General features: G+C 38.3%; 20 protein-coding genes. 3 read left to right on the top strand and 17 right to left on the bottom strand.

Features of this window, described 5'->3' with window-relative positions; all coding sequences use genetic code 11:
• Window positions 1–196 precede the first annotated feature (196 nt).
• The 4 genes from ald to AAHB15_RS13820 form a co-directional block, all read right to left on the bottom strand.
• Window positions 197–1,318 carry an alanine dehydrogenase gene (gene ald / locus AAHB15_RS13805; RefSeq protein ID WP_342042623.1) on the bottom strand — a complete coding sequence of 374 codons (1,122 nt, stop codon included), beginning with the start codon at window positions 1,316–1,318 and terminating at the stop codon, window positions 197–199.
• A 129-nt stretch (window positions 1,319–1,447) separates the two neighbouring features.
• Entirely contained in the window at window positions 1,448–1,789 is a 342-nt protein-coding gene (locus AAHB15_RS13810; RefSeq protein ID WP_342042624.1) for a hypothetical protein, read from the bottom strand.
• Window positions 1,790–1,830: 41 nt separating this feature from the next.
• Window positions 1,831–2,052: a hypothetical protein gene (locus AAHB15_RS13815; RefSeq protein WP_335575499.1), complete on the bottom strand. Its 222-nt coding sequence runs from the start codon at window positions 2,050–2,052 to the stop codon at window positions 1,831–1,833.
• Window positions 2,053–2,476: 424 nt separating this feature from the next.
• The gene (locus AAHB15_RS13820) at window positions 2,477–2,635 is read right to left on the bottom strand and encodes a hypothetical protein (protein ID WP_176541472.1); all 159 of its coding nucleotides are present in this window, start codon (window positions 2,633–2,635) and stop codon (window positions 2,477–2,479) included.
• A 101-nt stretch (window positions 2,636–2,736) separates the two neighbouring features.
• Here AAHB15_RS13820 and AAHB15_RS13825 point away from each other — a divergent pair, with 101 nt between their 5' ends.
• Window positions 2,737–3,189: a universal stress protein gene (locus AAHB15_RS13825; RefSeq protein WP_335574693.1), complete on the top strand. Its 453-nt coding sequence runs from the start codon at window positions 2,737–2,739 to the stop codon at window positions 3,187–3,189.
• A 172-nt stretch (window positions 3,190–3,361) separates the two neighbouring features.
• The gene (locus tag AAHB15_RS13830) at window positions 3,362–3,673 is read left to right on the top strand and encodes a hypothetical protein (protein WP_420491210.1); all 312 of its coding nucleotides are present in this window, start codon (window positions 3,362–3,364) and stop codon (window positions 3,671–3,673) included.
• A 28-nt stretch (window positions 3,674–3,701) separates the two neighbouring features.
• Here the strand turns inward: AAHB15_RS13830 and AAHB15_RS13835 are convergent, their stop codons facing one another.
• From AAHB15_RS13835 to AAHB15_RS13865, 7 genes are all read right to left on the bottom strand, one after another.
• Window positions 3,702–4,214, bottom strand: coding sequence for a MogA/MoaB family molybdenum cofactor biosynthesis protein (locus AAHB15_RS13835; RefSeq protein ID WP_335574692.1), 513 nt, complete (start codon window positions 4,212–4,214; stop codon window positions 3,702–3,704).
• Entirely contained in the window at window positions 4,207–5,052 is an 846-nt protein-coding gene (locus AAHB15_RS13840; RefSeq protein WP_335574691.1) for an EcsC family protein, read from the bottom strand. Before AAHB15_RS13840 ends, AAHB15_RS13835 begins: the two co-directional genes overlap by 8 nt.
• Window positions 5,053–5,184: 132 nt before the next feature.
• The gene (locus tag AAHB15_RS13845; RefSeq protein WP_335574690.1) at window positions 5,185–6,372 is read right to left on the bottom strand and encodes an acetate kinase; all 1,188 of its coding nucleotides are present in this window, start codon (window positions 6,370–6,372) and stop codon (window positions 5,185–5,187) included.
• Window positions 6,373–6,612: 240 nt separating this feature from the next.
• A complete protein-coding gene (locus AAHB15_RS13850) occupies window positions 6,613–7,596 on the bottom strand; it encodes a class I SAM-dependent methyltransferase (protein ID WP_335574689.1) in 984 nt (327 codons plus the stop codon).
• A gap of 100 nt (window positions 7,597–7,696) precedes the next feature.
• Window positions 7,697–8,197 carry a thiol peroxidase gene (gene tpx / locus AAHB15_RS13855; RefSeq protein ID WP_098533718.1) on the bottom strand — a complete coding sequence of 167 codons (501 nt, stop codon included), beginning with the start codon at window positions 8,195–8,197 and terminating at the stop codon, window positions 7,697–7,699.
• A 204-nt stretch (window positions 8,198–8,401) separates the two neighbouring features.
• Window positions 8,402–8,896, bottom strand: a complete 495-nt coding sequence (gene ytfJ / locus AAHB15_RS13860) for a GerW family sporulation protein (protein ID WP_335574688.1) — start codon at window positions 8,894–8,896, stop codon at window positions 8,402–8,404.
• A gap of 15 nt (window positions 8,897–8,911) precedes the next feature.
• Window positions 8,912–9,607: a DUF2953 domain-containing protein gene (locus AAHB15_RS13865; RefSeq protein ID WP_335574687.1), complete on the bottom strand. Its 696-nt coding sequence runs from the start codon at window positions 9,605–9,607 to the stop codon at window positions 8,912–8,914.
• 217 nt (window positions 9,608–9,824) lie between these two features.
• On the opposite strand from AAHB15_RS13865, the gene AAHB15_RS13870 reads away from it, so the two are divergent.
• Window positions 9,825–10,628, top strand: a complete 804-nt coding sequence (locus AAHB15_RS13870) for an NAD kinase (protein WP_335574686.1) — start codon at window positions 9,825–9,827, stop codon at window positions 10,626–10,628.
• 42 nt (window positions 10,629–10,670) lie between these two features.
• Here AAHB15_RS13870 and rarD read toward each other — a convergent pair whose 3' ends face one another.
• From rarD to refZ, 6 genes are all read right to left on the bottom strand, one after another.
• Complete coding sequence (gene rarD / locus AAHB15_RS13875; RefSeq protein ID WP_335574685.1) at window positions 10,671–11,603, bottom strand: EamA family transporter RarD; 933 nt, start codon at window positions 11,601–11,603, stop codon at window positions 10,671–10,673.
• 167 nt (window positions 11,604–11,770) lie between these two features.
• Window positions 11,771–11,974 carry an alpha/beta-type small acid-soluble spore protein gene (locus tag AAHB15_RS13880; RefSeq protein ID WP_144564546.1) on the bottom strand — a complete coding sequence of 68 codons (204 nt, stop codon included), beginning with the start codon at window positions 11,972–11,974 and terminating at the stop codon, window positions 11,771–11,773.
• 99 nt (window positions 11,975–12,073) lie between these two features.
• Entirely contained in the window at window positions 12,074–13,279 is a 1,206-nt protein-coding gene (gene thiI, locus AAHB15_RS13885; protein ID WP_335574684.1) for a tRNA uracil 4-sulfurtransferase ThiI, read from the bottom strand.
• Complete coding sequence (locus AAHB15_RS13890; RefSeq protein WP_335574683.1) at window positions 13,280–14,422, bottom strand: cysteine desulfurase family protein; 1,143 nt, start codon at window positions 14,420–14,422, stop codon at window positions 13,280–13,282.
• 117 nt (window positions 14,423–14,539) lie between these two features.
• Window positions 14,540–16,228: a septation ring formation regulator EzrA gene (ezrA, locus tag AAHB15_RS13895; RefSeq protein ID WP_335574682.1), complete on the bottom strand. Its 1,689-nt coding sequence runs from the start codon at window positions 16,226–16,228 to the stop codon at window positions 14,540–14,542.
• Between the two features lie 163 nt (window positions 16,229–16,391).
• Entirely contained in the window at window positions 16,392–17,024 is a 633-nt protein-coding gene (gene refZ / locus AAHB15_RS13900) for a forespore capture DNA-binding protein RefZ (protein WP_335571266.1), read from the bottom strand.
• Between the last annotated feature and the right edge of the window lie 83 nt (window positions 17,025–17,107).

The raw sequence follows: 17,107 nt of genomic DNA on the forward strand, positions 1-17,107 counted from the left end.
AAGGCATAAGACGGCCCCTGCAAGAAGGCGCTTTTTGCCTTCTTCAGGGGATGGCTTATGACTCGAGTCCCAAGGAGCCACAACTGGATAAGCTTGTGACCTCGAGGGGCTAGGCGCTGGAGCTGGACAATTCTCTAGGTAAAAACTTTTATACTTTCTTACCTATGTAAAAAAGAAGAGGCCGCGGCCTCTTCTTTTAATTTTGTTCCAGTAATTTCCTTGTATCTGAAACGCTCATACCTTGTGCTTCTGCAACGGCTGGGTAAGTTACATAGCCTCCTAGGGTATTGACCCCTTTTAACAAAGCCTCATTTTCTAAGCATGCTTTTTTATAGCCTTTATTAGCAATTTGAAGTGCATAAGGAACTGTTACATTTGTTAAGGCGATAGTTGATGTCCTAGGGACAGCGCCAGGCATATTCGCAACAGCATAATGGACAACTCCGTGCTTTACATACGTTGGATGATCATGAGTTGTGATCCGGTCAGTTGTCTCAAAAATTCCTCCTTGGTCGATCGCTATATCGACCACAACACTTCCTTGTGTCATGGAACGAATGATTTCTTCTGTTACGAGCTTGGGAGCCTTTGCTCCTGGGATAAGTACCGCACCAATGACTAAATCCGAGTCTTTCACGGCTTCAGCAATATTTAAGGGATTAGACATGAGGGGGGTAACATTCGAACCAAAAATATCATCTAATTGACGGAGACGATCTGGATTCACATCAATAATGGTTACTTTTGCTCCTAGTCCAATCGCCATTTTGGCCGCATTTGTACCGGCAACCCCGCCGCCTATTATGGTGACTTTTCCTCTTTGTACCCCTGGAACACCTGAAAGCAGGATCCCCTTACCCCCGTGGACCTTTTCTAGGAATTGTGCACCAATTTGCGGGGCCATCCTTCCAGCAACCTCACTCATGGGTGTAAGTAATGGCAGACTTTGGTTCGCAAGTTGAACCGTTTCATATGCAATACCAATTACTTTATGGTCCATCAATTCCTTGGTTAGCTCCGGTTCAGGCGCGAGATGTAAATATGTAAATAATATTAACCCTTCACGGAAATATTGGTATTCACTTGGGAGTGGTTCTTTTACCTTCATAACCATGTCCATAGACCAAGCCTCACTAGCTGTTTCCACGATTTGTGCCCCATGAGAGAGGTAATCTTCATCTAAAAAACCGGAGCCAAGTCCTGCACCTTTTTCAATCAATACATCATGTCCATATTTTACGAGATTAACAACTCCTGACGGTGTCATTGCCACTCGGTTTTCATTATTTTTTATTTCTTTCGGTACTCCAATCCGCATTGTGCTAACCTCCTAAATTTCTTTTTCAGGTAAATCAAGTTACTATAATATATCCTTTTGTGCTTAAAATGTAACCATAATCATGTAAATAAAAGGAGCTTACCAAATGGCAAGGCTCCTTTTCATGATTTAATAATAGTAAGGATAATATGGATAATAATATGGGTCGTAATAAGGATATCCATATCCGTATCCATAATATGGTGCTGTTAATAAAGCACCCGCTGCAAGGCCTCCTAAAAACGGCAGTCCGAAACCTCCAAATCCCCAGCCCCAAGGTCTGCCAAAGCCGAAACCGAATGGTCTGCCAAAACCAAAGCCTGGGCGACCGAACCCAAATCCAAAGCCTGGACGGCCAAAGCCGAAGCCCGGGCGGCCAAAGCCTCCAAAGTGACCAAATCCTCCAAAATGACCGAATCCATGGTGAAGTCTTTCTTCCTCCGTATTTAATCCATACATTTCAGTTGTCATTATTCTTTCCCCTCTTTAGCAAGTTTTTTCCCCTGTTTTTGTTAAATAAAGAATGGGAAGCCTCCGAAGAACGGAAAACCAAAGCCAAATCCAAAAGGCATTCCAAAGCCAAATGGTGCTCCAAAGAATGGACTGCCAAATCCCCATCCCCAAGGTCTGCCCCAGCCAAAGCCACCCCACAAACGTGAATCCTGACCACCATAACCAGGGAATTGTTCAATTTGCCTATAATTCACAGGCGCCATATACATATGATTATTCATGTTTTCCCCCTCTTTTTTTACTTGGCACACTAAAGAATATGCATGATTACCTATAAACTCTTGGGTAAACGCCCTTTATTGCTGAATTTTCAAGGACAGATGACTAGTACTATTCAAAAAGCTGAGGCTCCCGTTTAACACACGACAGGACGGGAGCTGGCCTTGTCACATCGTTAAGATTTCAAACAAAGAACAAAAGCGCAAGCGCCTTGAACAGCCCCGACAAGCATAAGACGCTCAGGGAAAGAAGGGGTTCTTTGCCTTCATTTACTGAGTGGCTGTAGACCATCGAGGGGCTAGGCGCTGGAGCTGGACGTCGACAGTCCTTTTATTAACAGTTATCCACAAGCGAAAATTTTATAATTTCCAAACGACAAAAAAAGCTGCCTAATCTAGACAGCTTTCCCCTAATTAATATTTTACTTTACTCCTCAACCGCAGCAAAATCACTGCTGTCTGCGAGTGCCGTTCCTTCCCCTATAAAGCCGCTATTATAGGAGTTCAATATCTGCTGACTTACCTCCATTGTTCCTTTTTCATCAAATTCAAACGTATATTTATTCTTTGATTCTCTTTCCATCACTTTCATGCCCCCTTTGGATGTGTTACTTCATTATTGTTCGAAAAATTGAAACAATTATTCATTGTTAAATATTGTATAATCAAGGTGAGGAGATGATAATCATGGGACTTAAATATCGAAATATTTTGGTCGCTATTGATGGGTCAAAGGAAGCGGATTGGGCATTTCAAAAAGGGATAGAAATTGCCAAACGAAATGGTGCACGTATGATATTAGTACATGTAATCGATACAAGGTCGTTTGCCTTAATTGAAGCATATGATACCGTTATTGGGGATCGAGCAGAAAAGCTGGCAAAGGATATGCTCGAAAAGTATCAACAACAAGCTGTTGAAGCAGGTTTAACAAACGTTCAATATGAGATTGAATACGGCTCCCCTAAAATACGCATTCCTAGAGATATAGCCAAAAAGCATCATGTTGATTTAATCCTCTGCGGAGCTACTGGTATGAATGTGGTAGAAAGGTTCATTATTGGAAGTGTTTCTGAACATATCACTCGCTACGCACCTTGTGATGTTCTTGTCGTTCGAACAATAAAAGAAGCAGAATAACCATATAGACTATTAAAGCACGGAGCTAATTGCCCCGTGCTTTTCGTTAAAAGTTTCATATATTATCGTGAATGATCACTCTATCTATAGTACAATAAGAACAATTATCTTAAGATGGTGCCTGACACCATTTCTACTATATACAAATGTAAATATAGGAGGTAGAAACATAATGGATCATTTTTATTTTGATGAACGGCTAGGGATCCATGTGCCGGACTTAGGGCTTGAGTGGGATGAATATAGCAAGGAAACGCAGCAGTATATTTTACTTCATTGGGAACAGATTCGCGGATCTATTCCAGATCGAATTGCGGAACTTGAGCAGGAAATAAACCTTAAACAGGATAAACTCTCAAACGAAAATGACTTTCCTCGTTCTTGTAAGTTGAATACGGAAATAGCTGATCTGGCTTCGATCATCAATGATTTATGGCTGTGGTACCGTGCGAACCAAACCGTTTCCACAAAAGTCCATCAATAAAACTCCCTCTGACAGGGAGTTTTATTGTTTATAAGTCTTTATTTATCTCTCTAACCACATGCCCAATTTCAGGCAGGATTAATCTACTCATGGCCAATTTCACCGCACCAGTGGAGCCTGGAGTAGAAAATACCGCTTTGTCTTTAACTACACCTGCTATGGCTCTGGATAGGATAGCAGCAGAACCGATATCCTCTTGGTAACTCAGCATGCGAAATAATTCCCCAAAGCCGACAATTTTTTTCTCTAGCAGACCCTCAACTGTTTCAATTGTTACATCCCGCTTGGCAATCCCGGTCCCGCCATTTGTTAGAATAACATCAATATCCTCTTTGTCACAGCCTTTAAGAATTTCAGCCTGAATCGGTGCAGTTTCATCTTTGACAATACAATAATCCACGATTTTATGCCCTGCACCTTCAAGCATCTCCATCATTAGCTTGCCGCTTTTGTCTGTTTCCTGATTTCTAGTGTCACTGACAGTGATGATCTTACATCTTACTGCCTTCGGTGCTTCCTTTTTATGTTCTTCGCTACTCATCGTATGGCTCCTCTTTTTCCTTTAGATATCGCAATTGATAGTACTTATGGGCAAAATCCGTTACTTTCCGGGTTAATTGATAATTCGTCCCAGCCCCAATGGCCATGCTGACAAGCGGTATACCTTGGATTGCCCGTTTTCGAAACAGCATGATTACCATTGCTTTAAATAGCTGTTGAACCGGCTGCTCTAACCAGGTAATATCGGTAATTTTCTCATTTCCCTCATAAAAATATAACTCTTCATGTGCCTCTAATTCTATCATCAAAGAAGCCCAGCCTTCTTTCTGGATTCTTGGCGGCAGTGTGGCGGTATGAAATACTTTTAAAGATGTCATCATTTCAAATGGAGTATTCACCTCAAATCCATAGGTCATAGCAATCAATTGAACCACCCGTAAATTTATAACTGCCATTGCTGGGATATCTGCCCCTAACAGAAGTGTACCTCCCGTCCCAGAGAATCCGCCTTGTGCAAAGGAATAGAGGCGGTGCTTGGCAATTTGCTGCTCTGCTATGTATTGCAATTGGTCAATATCCAACTGTCGTAAGTCCGCGATTTTCTCTATATCTTTTCGGAAGATTCTGCCTGATGTAAGGATTCTTTCCTTTGCATCCATTTGCAGCTGTGACCCTTGGATAATACTGTGTAAATGAAATAACCAACCGTCGATCAAGAAGAAAAATTGCCTTTGAACCTTTTCTGGCAACAAGGAGAAAGAACGTTCCAAATACTTTTCATATAGTAATTGAAAATCATTCGCTTCGTAATTTAATAAGTTTTTTTCCCATGAGCGTATTTCATTCATCACAACTGTTTCACGTTCTGTCAATGGCAATGTAACCCCTCCTGCTCATTGTTTCTCTTTCCAGTATATCACATCAAAACAGGACTGAAAAAAGGCAAAAGCGGTTAAAAACTGCTTTTGCCTTTTTCTATATTATTAAGTTTCAGAAATCCCGAATTAACATTATTGGGCTAAACGAACAACGTCACGGGCAATCATAACCTCTTCATTTGTAGGTATGATTATTACTTTAACTGGTGAATGAGGATAGTTGATAAATGCTTCCTCGCCTCTTACCTTATTTAAAGCAGGATCCCAATAAACGCCCATAAATTCTAATCCTTTTAAAATACGTTCTCTAATCGGGTCACTATTTTCACCAATACCGGCAGTGAAAATAATCGCATCTACGCCATACATACGAGCAGCATAAGAACCGATATATTTATGAATACGATTAGCAAACACATCCAGTGCAAGCTCTGCACGCTCATTTCCTTTGTTAGCTTCACCAATAATATCCCGAAGATCACTTGAAAAACCAGAAACAGCTAACATACCACTCTTTTTATTTAACACATCAAGTACTTCTTCAACAGTTTGATTGGTTTTCTCCATGATATAAGGAATGAGCGCTGGGTCAATGTTCCCTGAACGGGTACCCATGGTTACCCCTGCCAGCGGTGTAAATCCCATAGATGTGTCAATGGACTTGCCACCTTCAATCGCAGCGATACTTGCTCCGTTTCCTAAGTGACAAGAGAGTAAGCGAAGTTGTTCAATCGGACGACCTAATAATTCTGCTGCACGTTGTGATACATATTTATGGCTTGTGCCATGGAAACCGTACTTACGGATTCCATATTTTTCATAATATTCATAAGGCAAGCTGTATAGGAAAGAACTTTCTGGCATTGTTTGATGGAAAGCTGTATCGAATACAGCAACTGCTGGAACATTAGGCAGGACCTGCTTAAATGCTTTAATTCCGGTAACATTGGCCGGATTATGCAATGGTGCTAATTCTGATAATTCTTCAATTTTGACTAATACCTCATCAGTGATTAATGCTGAATCGGTAAACGTTTCTCCTCCGTGAACGACACGATGGCCAATTCCTTCAATTTCATTAAGAGACTTAATAATTCCCAGTGTAGTTAATTTATCTAACAGCATTTTAACAGCTACATCATGATCAGGAATATCAGTGATTTCTTGAATTTTTTCGCCATTAGCCGTAATATTAAAAATCGAATCATTTAGGCCTATTCTTTCAATAAGTCCTTTCGTGATTACTTCTTCGCTTGGCATTTCAAATAACTGAAACTTCAACGAAGAACTTCCTGCATTGATTGCAATAACTTTTGCCATTTTAGAACGCTCCTTTTATATAACAACATCGACTTGTAATTATTTATGTTTTAATACACCTTTATTTTGTGCAAACCGACCCTGTTTATCTCCCTCAATTTTTCATTTAATCACTGTAGATAGGACATTTCAAGGAATAATTCACATGATACCGATTACATGACAAATGTTCATATATTCACAAATTTCTTAATTTAGGAAAAAACAAAATAAAGGATAAAACAGGGTATCTTCCCCATTTTATCCTTTATTTTCTTGAAACCACTTTTCCATTTTCGTTAGGATCTTATCCATCTCAAAGGCGTTTGAAAGGCTAGGTAGATTCACAAGCAAAGCCTGCTTAGGAGGCTGGATGTTATCGCCCTTCTTTTGTAAAATCAAAATACTTTTGGCTGAACTCTTAGTTTTAAAAATGCTTGTTGGTAATTGCAGCAAACCTTGAATATATAAATGGTCCTTTATATATTCATGCAGCAGCGGCGCCTGTTCACTTTCAAAAAGACCATTAGGAACTAAGAAAAACAGATATCCTCCTGGGTTGGTATGCCGGACACTCTGTTCGATAAATAGGTGATGAGAATAGGAATGGCCCGTATCCGATTTTAATTGGTAGTCGGCCGCTCTTACATCATTCGGATAGTATCCAATAGGTAAATCAGCAATTACTGCATCAACGGGGTCAATAAATAAAGATTCTAAGCTGTCTTGATTAAAAAACTGAATCGGATGTCCCTGAAGGTTTGCATTTACATAAGCAAGCTTTATTAAGATATCATCAATCTCTACACCAATGGAGCTGATTTGATTACGAGAATGATTGATCACCGTTGTTAATAGATTTCCTGTTCCTACGGCTGGGTCGAGGAGACGAAAGGATGGTTTCTGCATAAATTTTTCAACTAAGTAACCAACGAGCATTCCCACAGAATCTGGAGTCATTTGATGATTCGGCTGCACGTTTTCCTTCATTCCTTTTAAAATCACTAACTGAAAGGCTTTGCGGATGTCTTCATTTGAAAAGTTGTCCAAAGTAAGCTCGCTATATTGTTTCTTAAGCCTTTTTACGGTTAACTCACTTAACTCTTCCTGCAGGATAGCTCCTTGAAATAGATTCTCACCTGTTTCGGCAAGCGCCTCAAGATAACTGCAGGCTAATTCCTCTTGTAAAATAAGGGCTGTTTCATTAAATAATGTAAATAACTCTTCTACTGGAGAAATGTTCATTGTTTCCCTCCATTACTAAATTTCCTTATTCATTCTATACGAGTATGTATTTTTTAAACAAGTAAAAAGACCTCGCAATTTCACGAGGCCCTTAGTTATATTATTTCGCGTTTCTAGCTGCGTCAAGTGCTGCTTCATAATTTGGATGGTTAGTTGCTTCACTAACATATTCAACATAAACAACTGTATCACTTGAATCTACTACGAAAACAGCACGAGTTAAAAGTCTTAACTCTTGAATCGCGACTCCATATGCTTCACCAAAAGAAAGGTCACGATGGTCAGATAGAGTTTGAACATTTTCAATTCCAGCAGCGGCACACCAGCGCTTTTGAGCAAATGGTAAGTCTACGCTTACTGTTAAGATTTTAACATTACCTAAGCTGTTTGCTTCTTCATTAAAACGGCGTGTTTCTGCATCACAAACACCTGTATCTAGTGAAGGTACTGATGAGATTAAACGAACTTGTCCCTTAGTATCATTTAGAGTTACTTCTGATAAGTCATTAGCAAGGACTGTGAAATTTGGAGCCTTATCGCCCACTTTTACCTCATTGCCAAGAAGAGTAATTTGATTTCCTTTAAATGTAACATTTGCCATTCTTATTCATCCTCCTTTGTCGTATTAAAGCTTCGTTCAAGACGAATAAACTTTAATTATGTACAGTGTAAATATATCTTTTCAAAACTATTTTTGCAATTATTTGAACTAGAGAAATTTGGTTTTTATTTGAATGCCTTGTGAAGCAGTGATTACAAAAGAAAAAGTTAACCTTCCTAAATCTAGGAAGATTAACTTTTTTACTTATAATTCTAAATCGACTTTTGGCTGCTGTTGCTGTTGCTGAGATTGTTGTTGCTGCTGTTGGGATTGTTGTTGCTGCTGTTGGGATTGCTGCTTACCCTCATCTTTTTTCGAGAACATTTGCTGTATTTTATCGACGGCCTGCGGTGCTAGCTCTAGAATTTTCTCGTATAAATGAGTGCTTTCGTCTAAATGAAGCATTTTTACACCTTGAGAATTTACGATTAGAAAAGCGATAGGAGTAATTGACACACCGCCGCCGCTTCCACCGCCAAATGGAAGTTTAGGCTGTCCTTGTCCTTCTTTTTGACCATTATCTTGTTTATTAAACTCACTGCCTCCTGCAGCAAATCCAAATCCAACCTTTGATACTGTTAAGATAACACTTCCGTCTGGGGTTTCTACCGGATCACCAATAATCGTATTAACATCAATCATTTCTTTTAAACTTTCCATTGCGGTTGTCATCAAACCTTGTATTGGATGGTCAGACATAGGTTTTATCCTCCTCTATGAAACGGATTTAGTTTTTTCATCTTGAAAATCTGATTTTCTTTTTAGGCGCGGTTTCCCGCCCTTCCAGAATTTAATCAGTTTTAATCCTGCGAGAATAGCATGCCCGATTCGAAACTGAAACATACATGTTAACTTTGTATGGATAACAGCTGCCTGAAAATGTGGGGTAACCGTTAATTGAGGCATTTCTTTCAACCTCATATAATGGCTAAGGAGTCCGATAATCCCTCCTTTCATAGCCCATAAGGCTCCAGTCATCATCCCCGTATAGGCTGCATCACCAACACCCATTAAGGTTTGCCACTCAAAGTTTTTAATTGTAACCTTTTGTAAAAACTTTTTTACTATTACATTCATCCCAAAAACCTTATGCAGAATATCTTTTGCGGACTGAAGTTTACTTAAAAAATCATCCTGGTTTAATTGATTTAGATTTGTTTCGGTGTCTTCATCAGCTGAGTCTCCCATTTGTGATTTGCTTTTCACAACAATGCTTGGGGAGTCATCGTCAACTTTTATTACAGGTACCTTTATTTTGTATTTGATTAAGCCAAACAATACACGTAACTCTATTTTTAAATCGTCATTATCGTTAAAATGAGAATAATAAATATAGATTGTCAACTTTGTAAAAATAATAAATAGGAATAAGACCAAAATGATAAGCAGAATGAGGAGCAGCCAAAACATTTTCTCACATCCTTTCAGCCAATTATTATTTGCATTTATGAAGAAAATAAACCTACCATCAAGATGTTGATTGCTTTAGGGATTAACTCGGATGTTCAACATGGATATCAATTTAACCTGCTTTTATATTGTTTCTAAAAAATGCTAAACTAACATCAGACATTTTAATTTCAACAAAGTTATTGCATCTTTTTAATATTTTAGAGGGGGGATTGACATGGATATAAGACGGAATATTTATTTCTATCACAAACGGGATGATGATTTACTTTTAAAAATAGCACCCCTTTTAGAACTTGCGAAACGCTACGATTTTACAATTGTAGATGATTACCAAAAGGCTAATATTATTGCCAGTGTTGGGGATGATGGCACATTTTTGCAAGCGGTTAGAAAAACAGGCTTTCGTGAGGATTGCCTTTATATGGGCATTTCAGTCATGGATAGTCTTAGTATGTATTGTGATTTTCGCATCAATGATACATCAAAAATGATAGAAGCGATTACCACAAGCGCACAATTAAAGGTTCGCCGTTATCCGACCATTGAGGTAACTGTCGATGGTCAAAGTACATTTCGTTGTTTGAATGAATTTAGTATCAGATCAGCCATTATTAAAACACTTGTGATGGATGTATTCATTGATGAGCTTCATCTTGAAACATTTCGCGGTGATGGATTAATTGTGGCTACCCCAACCGGAAGTACGGCTTATAATAAATCAGTTAGCGGCTCTATTGTGGACCCGCTGCTCTCCTGCATGCAAGTTAGTGAGGTGGCATCCGTTAATACTAATCAGTATCGAACCCTAGGTGCTTCCTTTATTGTTGGAAGTGAACGTACACTTACCTTAAGGGTCATTTCGGAAGGGAATGACCACCCTACAATGGGGATGGATAATGAGGCTTTAAGCATCCGTCACGTGGAAACAATTCAAATTAAAATTAATGACAAAAAAATTAAAACCTTAAAATTAAAAGATAACTCTTTCTGGAATAAAGTTAAGCGAACATTTTTATAAAAAAAGCCCTAATCCGCAAATGTCGGATCAGGGCTTTTTCAGTTAAAGTGCAGCTCTGTTTTCGTTTGAAAGCTTAACTTTCCTATGAGTAAACCATTTTGTTTTTGATAGTGAATAGATGACTACAGCAGCCCAAATAAACATAAAGGATAACAATTGTATTTTAGAAAAATGCTCATCATAGACAAAAACACCTAAAATCAGTGTTAACGTTGGTGAAATATATTGCAGGAAGCCCAGTAAAGAAAGTGGTATCTTTTGAGCTCCTTTTGCAAAATAAAGCAGCGGTATCGCAGTAGCTGCACCTGCACCTATCAATAATAAATCCGTTTCCCAACCAGCAGTAAATAAAGAGTTAGATTGATTTAGGAATAAGTAAATGATATAAATAGCAGCAATTGGTGCAAGCACCATAGTTTCTAACGTTAAACCAACCGACGATTCCACATTAATCATCTTTTTAGCAAGCCCATACAAACCAAAGGATAAAGCAAGAGTTATTGCAATCCATGGGAATACACCATGTGAAATAGTTATAATGCCTACTCCAGTTGCAGCCAGGATAAATGATACTAGTTGCACAACCGTTAATTTTTCCTTAAGGACAATCATGCCAAGTAAAATACTAATAAGCGGATTAATATAGTAGCCGAGACTTGCCTCAATCATATGGCCACTATTCACCGCCCAAATATAGACAAACCAATTGACGCTTATTAATAAGGAGGCAATGGTCAGGGAATACATCTGTTTTTTATTCTCCGTGAAACCTTTTAAGGTATAAACAAATAAACTCCATTTATTTGTTATGACTAAAACAAGCACCATAAAAATAAACGACCAAAAAATCCGGTTTGCAAGAATTTCCGTTGCATTTACTTGTTCTATAAGTTTCCAATAAATCGGCAGTAATCCCCAAAGAAAATAAGAAAAGCCGGCATGGACCGCTCCCATCTTTGCATCTGTTTTTTTCATCTGTCTTCCGATCCCCTTAATGTTTCTAATTTCGAAATATCTTTATTATACATCTTAAATAATAAATTAGAAGACCTTTGATTACGCAATTTATTCCAGTTTAAGGAAAATGAAAGAGAGTGGGAGGTAAACCTCCACACTCTCTGTAGCCATCTTATTCAATTTGATTAACGAGAAAATCCGCCGCCTAATTGTTGTTCAGCCATAGAAACTAGACGCTTAGTGATTTCACCACCAACAGAACCGTTAGCACGTGAAGTAGTATCAGCACCAAGATTTACACCAAATTCTTGAGCAATCTCATATTTCATTTGATCAAGAGCTTGTTCAACACCAGGAACTAATAAGTTGTTTGAATTGTTGTTTGCCATGTGATATCACCTCCTTGTGAGTATAGAATGTGTAGAAATTCTAAAGTTCATTCTATAATCCAATTGGTAATTGTTCACAAAAATTTCATATTTTGTTATTTAAAATAATGAATTAAATTCTGATTTTTGCTCTTCAGGTTCAATGACAAGAGTTTCAACCTGTTGGAATGCATCATTAATTAGAGGGATAAAATCAAAATAGCTTTCATAATGCTGGACTTTCTCCCGACGCGGCTTTGTTTTAGGAGAGGCAGGAACAAAGATTGTGCAGCAGTCCTCAAAAGGCCTATTCGAAATTTCGAGAGTATCTATTTCATGCGCGATTTTGATTATATCTGTTTTGTCCATCATAATCAATGGACGGAGAATAGGGGTGTTCGTCACCTCATTAATGGTAAACATACTTTCTAAGGTTTGGCTTGCTACCTGTCCAAGGCTCTCACCCGTAATAATTGCTAGCCCCTCCTGTTTAATCCGTATTTCATCGGCAATTCGAAGCATCATTCTTCTGGTTGAAGTCATTGAATAATTTTCAGGGATTTGTTCACGAACAGCCTGTTGGACGCTGGTAAAAGGGACTATATGAAGCTTAATACTACTTCCATAAATTTCGGCTAGCTTCTTAGTAAGATCTACTACCTTTTCTTTCGAACGTTCACTTGTGAATGGAGGGCTATGAAAATGGATCGCTTCAATTTCTAATCCTCGTTTCATTGCCAGGTAACCTGCAACAGGGCTATCGATTCCTCCAGACAACATGAGCATTGCTCTTCCGTTCGAGCCGCTCGGCATTCCGCCAGCACCTGGAATCGTTTCACATGATAAATAAATCGCGTCTTCTCTGACTTCTATTCGTAAATTGATATCCGGATTCTTTACATCAACACGAAGTCCAGGGATATTCTGAAGTAAATAGCCGCCAATGGTTCGGTTGATTCCATCTGTATTTAACTCGAATGTTTTATCTGAACGTTTTGGGGTAACTTTAAAGGTCTGCCCTTCCTTATAATGTGACCTTACGAAATCCAATGCCGAGTTTTTTAGAACCTCAACATTCCTTTCCACCTTAATCGCAGGACTAAAGGATTGAATCCCAAATATATGTTTTAGTTTTTCGATAATTTCTATTCCGCTTTCTCCATTTAATAAAACATACATCCGGTCCCGGCTGGCCTCTATTTTAATATTAGGAAAAGGTACCAGGGCAATTTTCACGCTTTTTCTAAGCTTCTCAACAAACTTATGGCGATTTCGTCCCTTTGTGGATATTTCACCATAACGTATTAAAATACGGTCATAATTCATTTATTTCATAACCTTTCGTAATTGGTTTGCACACTTTTTAATCGCAGTAATGACTGCTCTTGCCTCTTCTTCTGTATTATCAAAAGTGAGACTGATTCGAATCGAACTATCCGCTAATTTTTCCGCAATCCCCATTGCAAGCAGTGTTTTGCTCGGAGATTTCTTCTTTGACGAACAGGCACTTGTCGTGGAAACGAACACTCCTTCCTGTTCTAACGCATGGATAAATACTTCCGATTTTATTCCTTCTAGTGAAAAATTTAATATATTGGGTGCCGCCCCTTCGAGCGGTGTATGGATATTCACACCTTCTATTTCATTTAATTCTTTCCGCAGACTGGATTGGATTTTTTTCATGTTCGTGATTCCAAGCTCACTTTTACCCATTGTGATTCTTAAGGCCTTTGCCAGCGCAACGAATCCCGCCACATTTTCCGTACCACTGCGCATCTTGCGCTCTTGATTGCCACCAGATAATAAGGGTGCAAGTCTTGCTCCTTCTCGAACAAACAATACACCCGTCCCTTTTAAGCCGTGGAATTTATGAGCTGATAACGAACAAAAATCAACCCTGTTCTTGTACAAGGACAACGGATCTTTTCCAATCGCCTGAACAGAATCGACGTGAAATAAAATGTTGGGATGTTTTTTCAACAGTTCCCCAATTTCGGCAATCGGCTGTATGGTCCCAACTTCATTATTAACCTGCATGATGGATATTAATATGGTATCTTTCCGAATCGCTTTATCGATATCATCCACAGAGACTCTTCCATTTTGGTCTACTGGCAAGTACGTAATGTCAAACCCTTCCCCGGAAAGCTGCTCCATTACCGCCAAAACAGATGCATGTTCGACACTTGAAGTAATGATATGCCGCCCTTTATTTCGGTTCAATTGAGCAGCCCCTTTAATGGCCATATTATTACTCTCTGTACCTCCTGAGGTAAAATATATTTCAGCCGGCCTTACCTTTAGCAGCTTTGCCACCTGGTCCCTAGCCTGTGTCAGCAGTCTCTCTGCCTGTCCTCCTATACTATGCAATGAGGAAGGATTGCCAAAATATTCACTTGAAACCGTCAAAAAGGACTCTAAAACTTCTTTATAGGGTTTAGTTGTTGCACTATTGTCAAAATAAATCATGTTGTGGTCTCCTCCCCGCCCAGACACTTAACAAAAATAAATCTTATCATATTTAGGTTCATTTGAAAAAGAAAAAACCGATTCAAGCCTTATGGCTGAATCGGTTTCCTCTCAAACCTATTCCGTTACAGTTGCTGCTTTTATTTTCTTTAATGCCTGTGGATCAATTCCTTCAAGTGAAGCTGCGACCTGCTCTAATGCTTCCTGATAATCATAATGCCTAAAAGCATCTTCCGCATCTGCTAAACCTTTTGCAATTGATGGGTACTGGCTGCGATAACGATTTCCATACTGAATTGCTTTTTCGGCTAATGTAACATTTTCAATTAACTCATAAGTAGTTGTCACAAGCTTATCAACTGTTAATACAGCAACTTCTAGGTATTGATTAAGAGCCGAGACATTAAGCGGCTTTTCTTCAAGCTGGTAACGAACGTTTTGGATGCTTTCGTTTGTATCTTCGAATAAAAATTGGTAATCTGCCGGCAAACCAGGAACATTGTTTTTCTTCACAATCCGGATTGTTTCGCCCACTTTTTTTGTTAATTCTTTCACTTTTTCCCGCGCTTCGATTTCATCTTTTCGTAACGCTTGAAGTTTTAAGGCAAAGGCCTGCTGTCCTTCACGAATGATATCCAGCTGTTCTTTAATTGAATTCAGTTCATTGCTAAGTGCCGTTTGTGCTGTGTCATTCATCTTCAATTTTTCAACTAATATTTCATAGTGCTTATAGACAGTGGATAGCTCTTTTTCAAGCTGCCTCTGTGTTTCAAAATCACTATCAGATAATTGATAGCTTTGTTGAACCGCAAACACCTCATTTGATAGCTCCTTATTCTCTTTTTGAGCAGAAGCTAAAAGCTCATAAGCTGCTTTTTCGTTCTTAATCACAAAATGTTTAGCGTGAACTTCTTGTTCCAAAAGATCAAAGAGGACATCAATTCGATCCTTTATTTCTTTGACCCCTTCCTCTGCTTGATCGATTTCAGCTGATTCAATCAATATTAAAATTTCAGCCAGCTTTTCTTCCAAACGTGTAATTTCTTGCTCAACATTAATGTGATCTAAATAGTAATCTTGGCCTATCATTTCACGGTGTCCCTCTATACAATCAGATAACAGATTTGGGAGCAATGATTGACATTCAATTAACATCTGCGGAATTAAATTCATATGGTGTTTGATCTTTCCAAGCTGACTATGTATCAGTAAAACGACTTCGCGAGCTTCTAAATAATTTCCTAGACTCGTTTTCTCATCAAATACTTGAAAATGTTGCGCAACTTCGTTTAAGCGCAGTTCTAGGTGTTTTTCTGCACTGCCAAAGCTATGTCGGTGAGCAAGCAGCATTTTTTTTGCTTCACGATATTTTTCTTTTAACTCATCTATTTCTACTCGGTTTTTTTCCTCACTGCCAACCAGCTCGTGTAATTCATCCAATATATTCTTTATTTCAGTTTCAGTTTCCTGCAATTTTGTATCAATTGATTGTTGTACCTCTTTTGCCTTTCTAAAGCGGTACCGGTCAATATATTCTTCCGCATCAAAAAGCATTTCTTCTAATTCAGGGAGCCTTACAGTAACAACATCATCCCATTGGTTCCGCCAACGTTCAAACAGCTCCTCTGTTTGGCCTGTCATATTTAACTGCTTTACTTTAGACATTTCATCCAGTATCGGTCGATTAAATAAATCTATTTTCCATGCTTCAAGTCGATCCATTTCTTTAAAGTACTTTTTCTTTATTAAATATCCCCATACAAACAAGGCTAGTATCAGGATGAAAAATCCAATGAAATACTTCACAAGTAAGCCTCCTATTTCAAACAACATTGATTCGAATTCATCTATAATTAATAAATTTATTTATGTTCCCATTCAATGCTATAATGATACCATGTTAACGACATTTTTTGACTATTAATTTCAATTTTTTTGTAAAATAGAATAAAAAAAATAGCGATAACCGCTATTTTATAACTACCCCTTTCATAATTGGCCCTTCAAAACATAGGGTTTTATCGATCCAAGCGTGTAGATCTTTTAAATACTTTTGCTCAAAAAATGGTTCATTAGGGAAAATGTATAAAACTTCTCTCATATATTGTGTATTCATAAATGGCATCATTAACAAACTCTTTAATTGGATAATTAAATATGGTATCGAATGCGGACGAAATTCCTGCCATTCAAAACCTCTTTCAAATATCTTCTGTAAATAATATTTTTCTTTTAAGGAATAGGTGGACATAATCTCTCTTACCACTTGAGAATCCATGGACATTTCCCGATAGACAAAACTGGCTAGTTGACTATTTTCACATTGATAATGAAGTAAATCTCCGACAATCCTCTTTAAACATTCTTTTGCACCACGATCGATGGAGAGATACGCTTCTTCTATCTTATTGATATATTGTTCAAAAAAATGCAGAAAGCAGTATTCTAAGAGTCCTGGTTTATTATTAAAATAGTAGGCAATGGTTGCCGTGTTTACTTTAGCTAAGTTTGCAATATCCCTTACAGACGTTCCTGAATACCCATTTGAATTGAACAACGATATGGCCGCATTAACAATTGCTTCCTTTGCATTTTTCTTCATGTATTCTCCTCCTTAGGTATCCCTTACATAAGGATTTCTGTATAATCATGACTGAATCCTTTATGAAATTATCGTCAAAGTCT

Source organism: Bacillus sp. OTU2372 (genome assembly GCF_038440275.1).
In the GTDB taxonomy this organism is placed as follows: domain Bacteria; phylum Bacillota; class Bacilli; order Bacillales; family Cytobacillaceae; genus Neobacillus; species Neobacillus bataviensis_B.

What these genes read in the sequence shown, in the direction of transcription:
- AAHB15_RS13825 (WP_335574693.1), top strand. Translation starts at nt 2,737, where the DNA reads ATGGGACTTAAATATCGAAATATTTTGGTCGCTATTGATGGGTCAAAG.
- ald (WP_342042623.1), bottom strand. Translation starts at nt 1,318, where the DNA reads ATGCGGATTGGAGTACCGAAAGAAATAAAAAATAATGAAAACCGAGTG.
- thiI (WP_335574684.1), bottom strand. Translation starts at nt 13,279, where the DNA reads ATGAATTATGACCGTATTTTAATACGTTATGGTGAAATATCCACAAAG.
- AAHB15_RS13845 (WP_335574690.1), bottom strand. Translation starts at nt 6,372, where the DNA reads ATGGCAAAAGTTATTGCAATCAATGCAGGAAGTTCTTCGTTGAAGTTT.
- tpx (WP_098533718.1), bottom strand. Translation starts at nt 8,197, where the DNA reads ATGGCAAATGTTACATTTAAAGGAAATCAAATTACTCTTCTTGGCAAT.
- AAHB15_RS13835 (WP_335574692.1), bottom strand. Translation starts at nt 4,214, where the DNA reads ATGAGTAGCGAAGAACATAAAAAGGAAGCACCGAAGGCAGTAAGATGT.
- rarD (WP_335574685.1), bottom strand. Translation starts at nt 11,603, where the DNA reads ATGAAAAAAACAGATGCAAAGATGGGAGCGGTCCATGCCGGCTTTTCT.
- AAHB15_RS13870 (WP_335574686.1), top strand. Translation starts at nt 9,825, where the DNA reads ATGGATATAAGACGGAATATTTATTTCTATCACAAACGGGATGATGAT.
- AAHB15_RS13890 (WP_335574683.1), bottom strand. Translation starts at nt 14,422, where the DNA reads ATGATTTATTTTGACAATAGTGCAACAACTAAACCCTATAAAGAAGTT.
- AAHB15_RS13830 (WP_420491210.1), top strand. Translation starts at nt 3,362, where the DNA reads ATGGATCATTTTTATTTTGATGAACGGCTAGGGATCCATGTGCCGGAC.
- AAHB15_RS13880 (WP_144564546.1), bottom strand. Translation starts at nt 11,974, where the DNA reads ATGGCAAACAACAATTCAAACAACTTATTAGTTCCTGGTGTTGAACAA.
- refZ (WP_335571266.1), bottom strand. Translation starts at nt 17,024, where the DNA reads ATGAAGAAAAATGCAAAGGAAGCAATTGTTAATGCGGCCATATCGTTG.
- ytfJ (WP_335574688.1), bottom strand. Translation starts at nt 8,896, where the DNA reads ATGTCTGACCATCCAATACAAGGTTTGATGACAACCGCAATGGAAAGT.
- AAHB15_RS13850 (WP_335574689.1), bottom strand. Translation starts at nt 7,596, where the DNA reads ATGAACATTTCTCCAGTAGAAGAGTTATTTACATTATTTAATGAAACA.
- AAHB15_RS13865 (WP_335574687.1), bottom strand. Translation starts at nt 9,607, where the DNA reads ATGTTTTGGCTGCTCCTCATTCTGCTTATCATTTTGGTCTTATTCCTA.
- AAHB15_RS13810 (WP_342042624.1), bottom strand. Translation starts at nt 1,789, where the DNA reads ATGACAACTGAAATGTATGGATTAAATACGGAGGAAGAAAGACTTCAC.
- AAHB15_RS13815 (WP_335575499.1), bottom strand. Translation starts at nt 2,052, where the DNA reads ATGAATAATCATATGTATATGGCGCCTGTGAATTATAGGCAAATTGAA.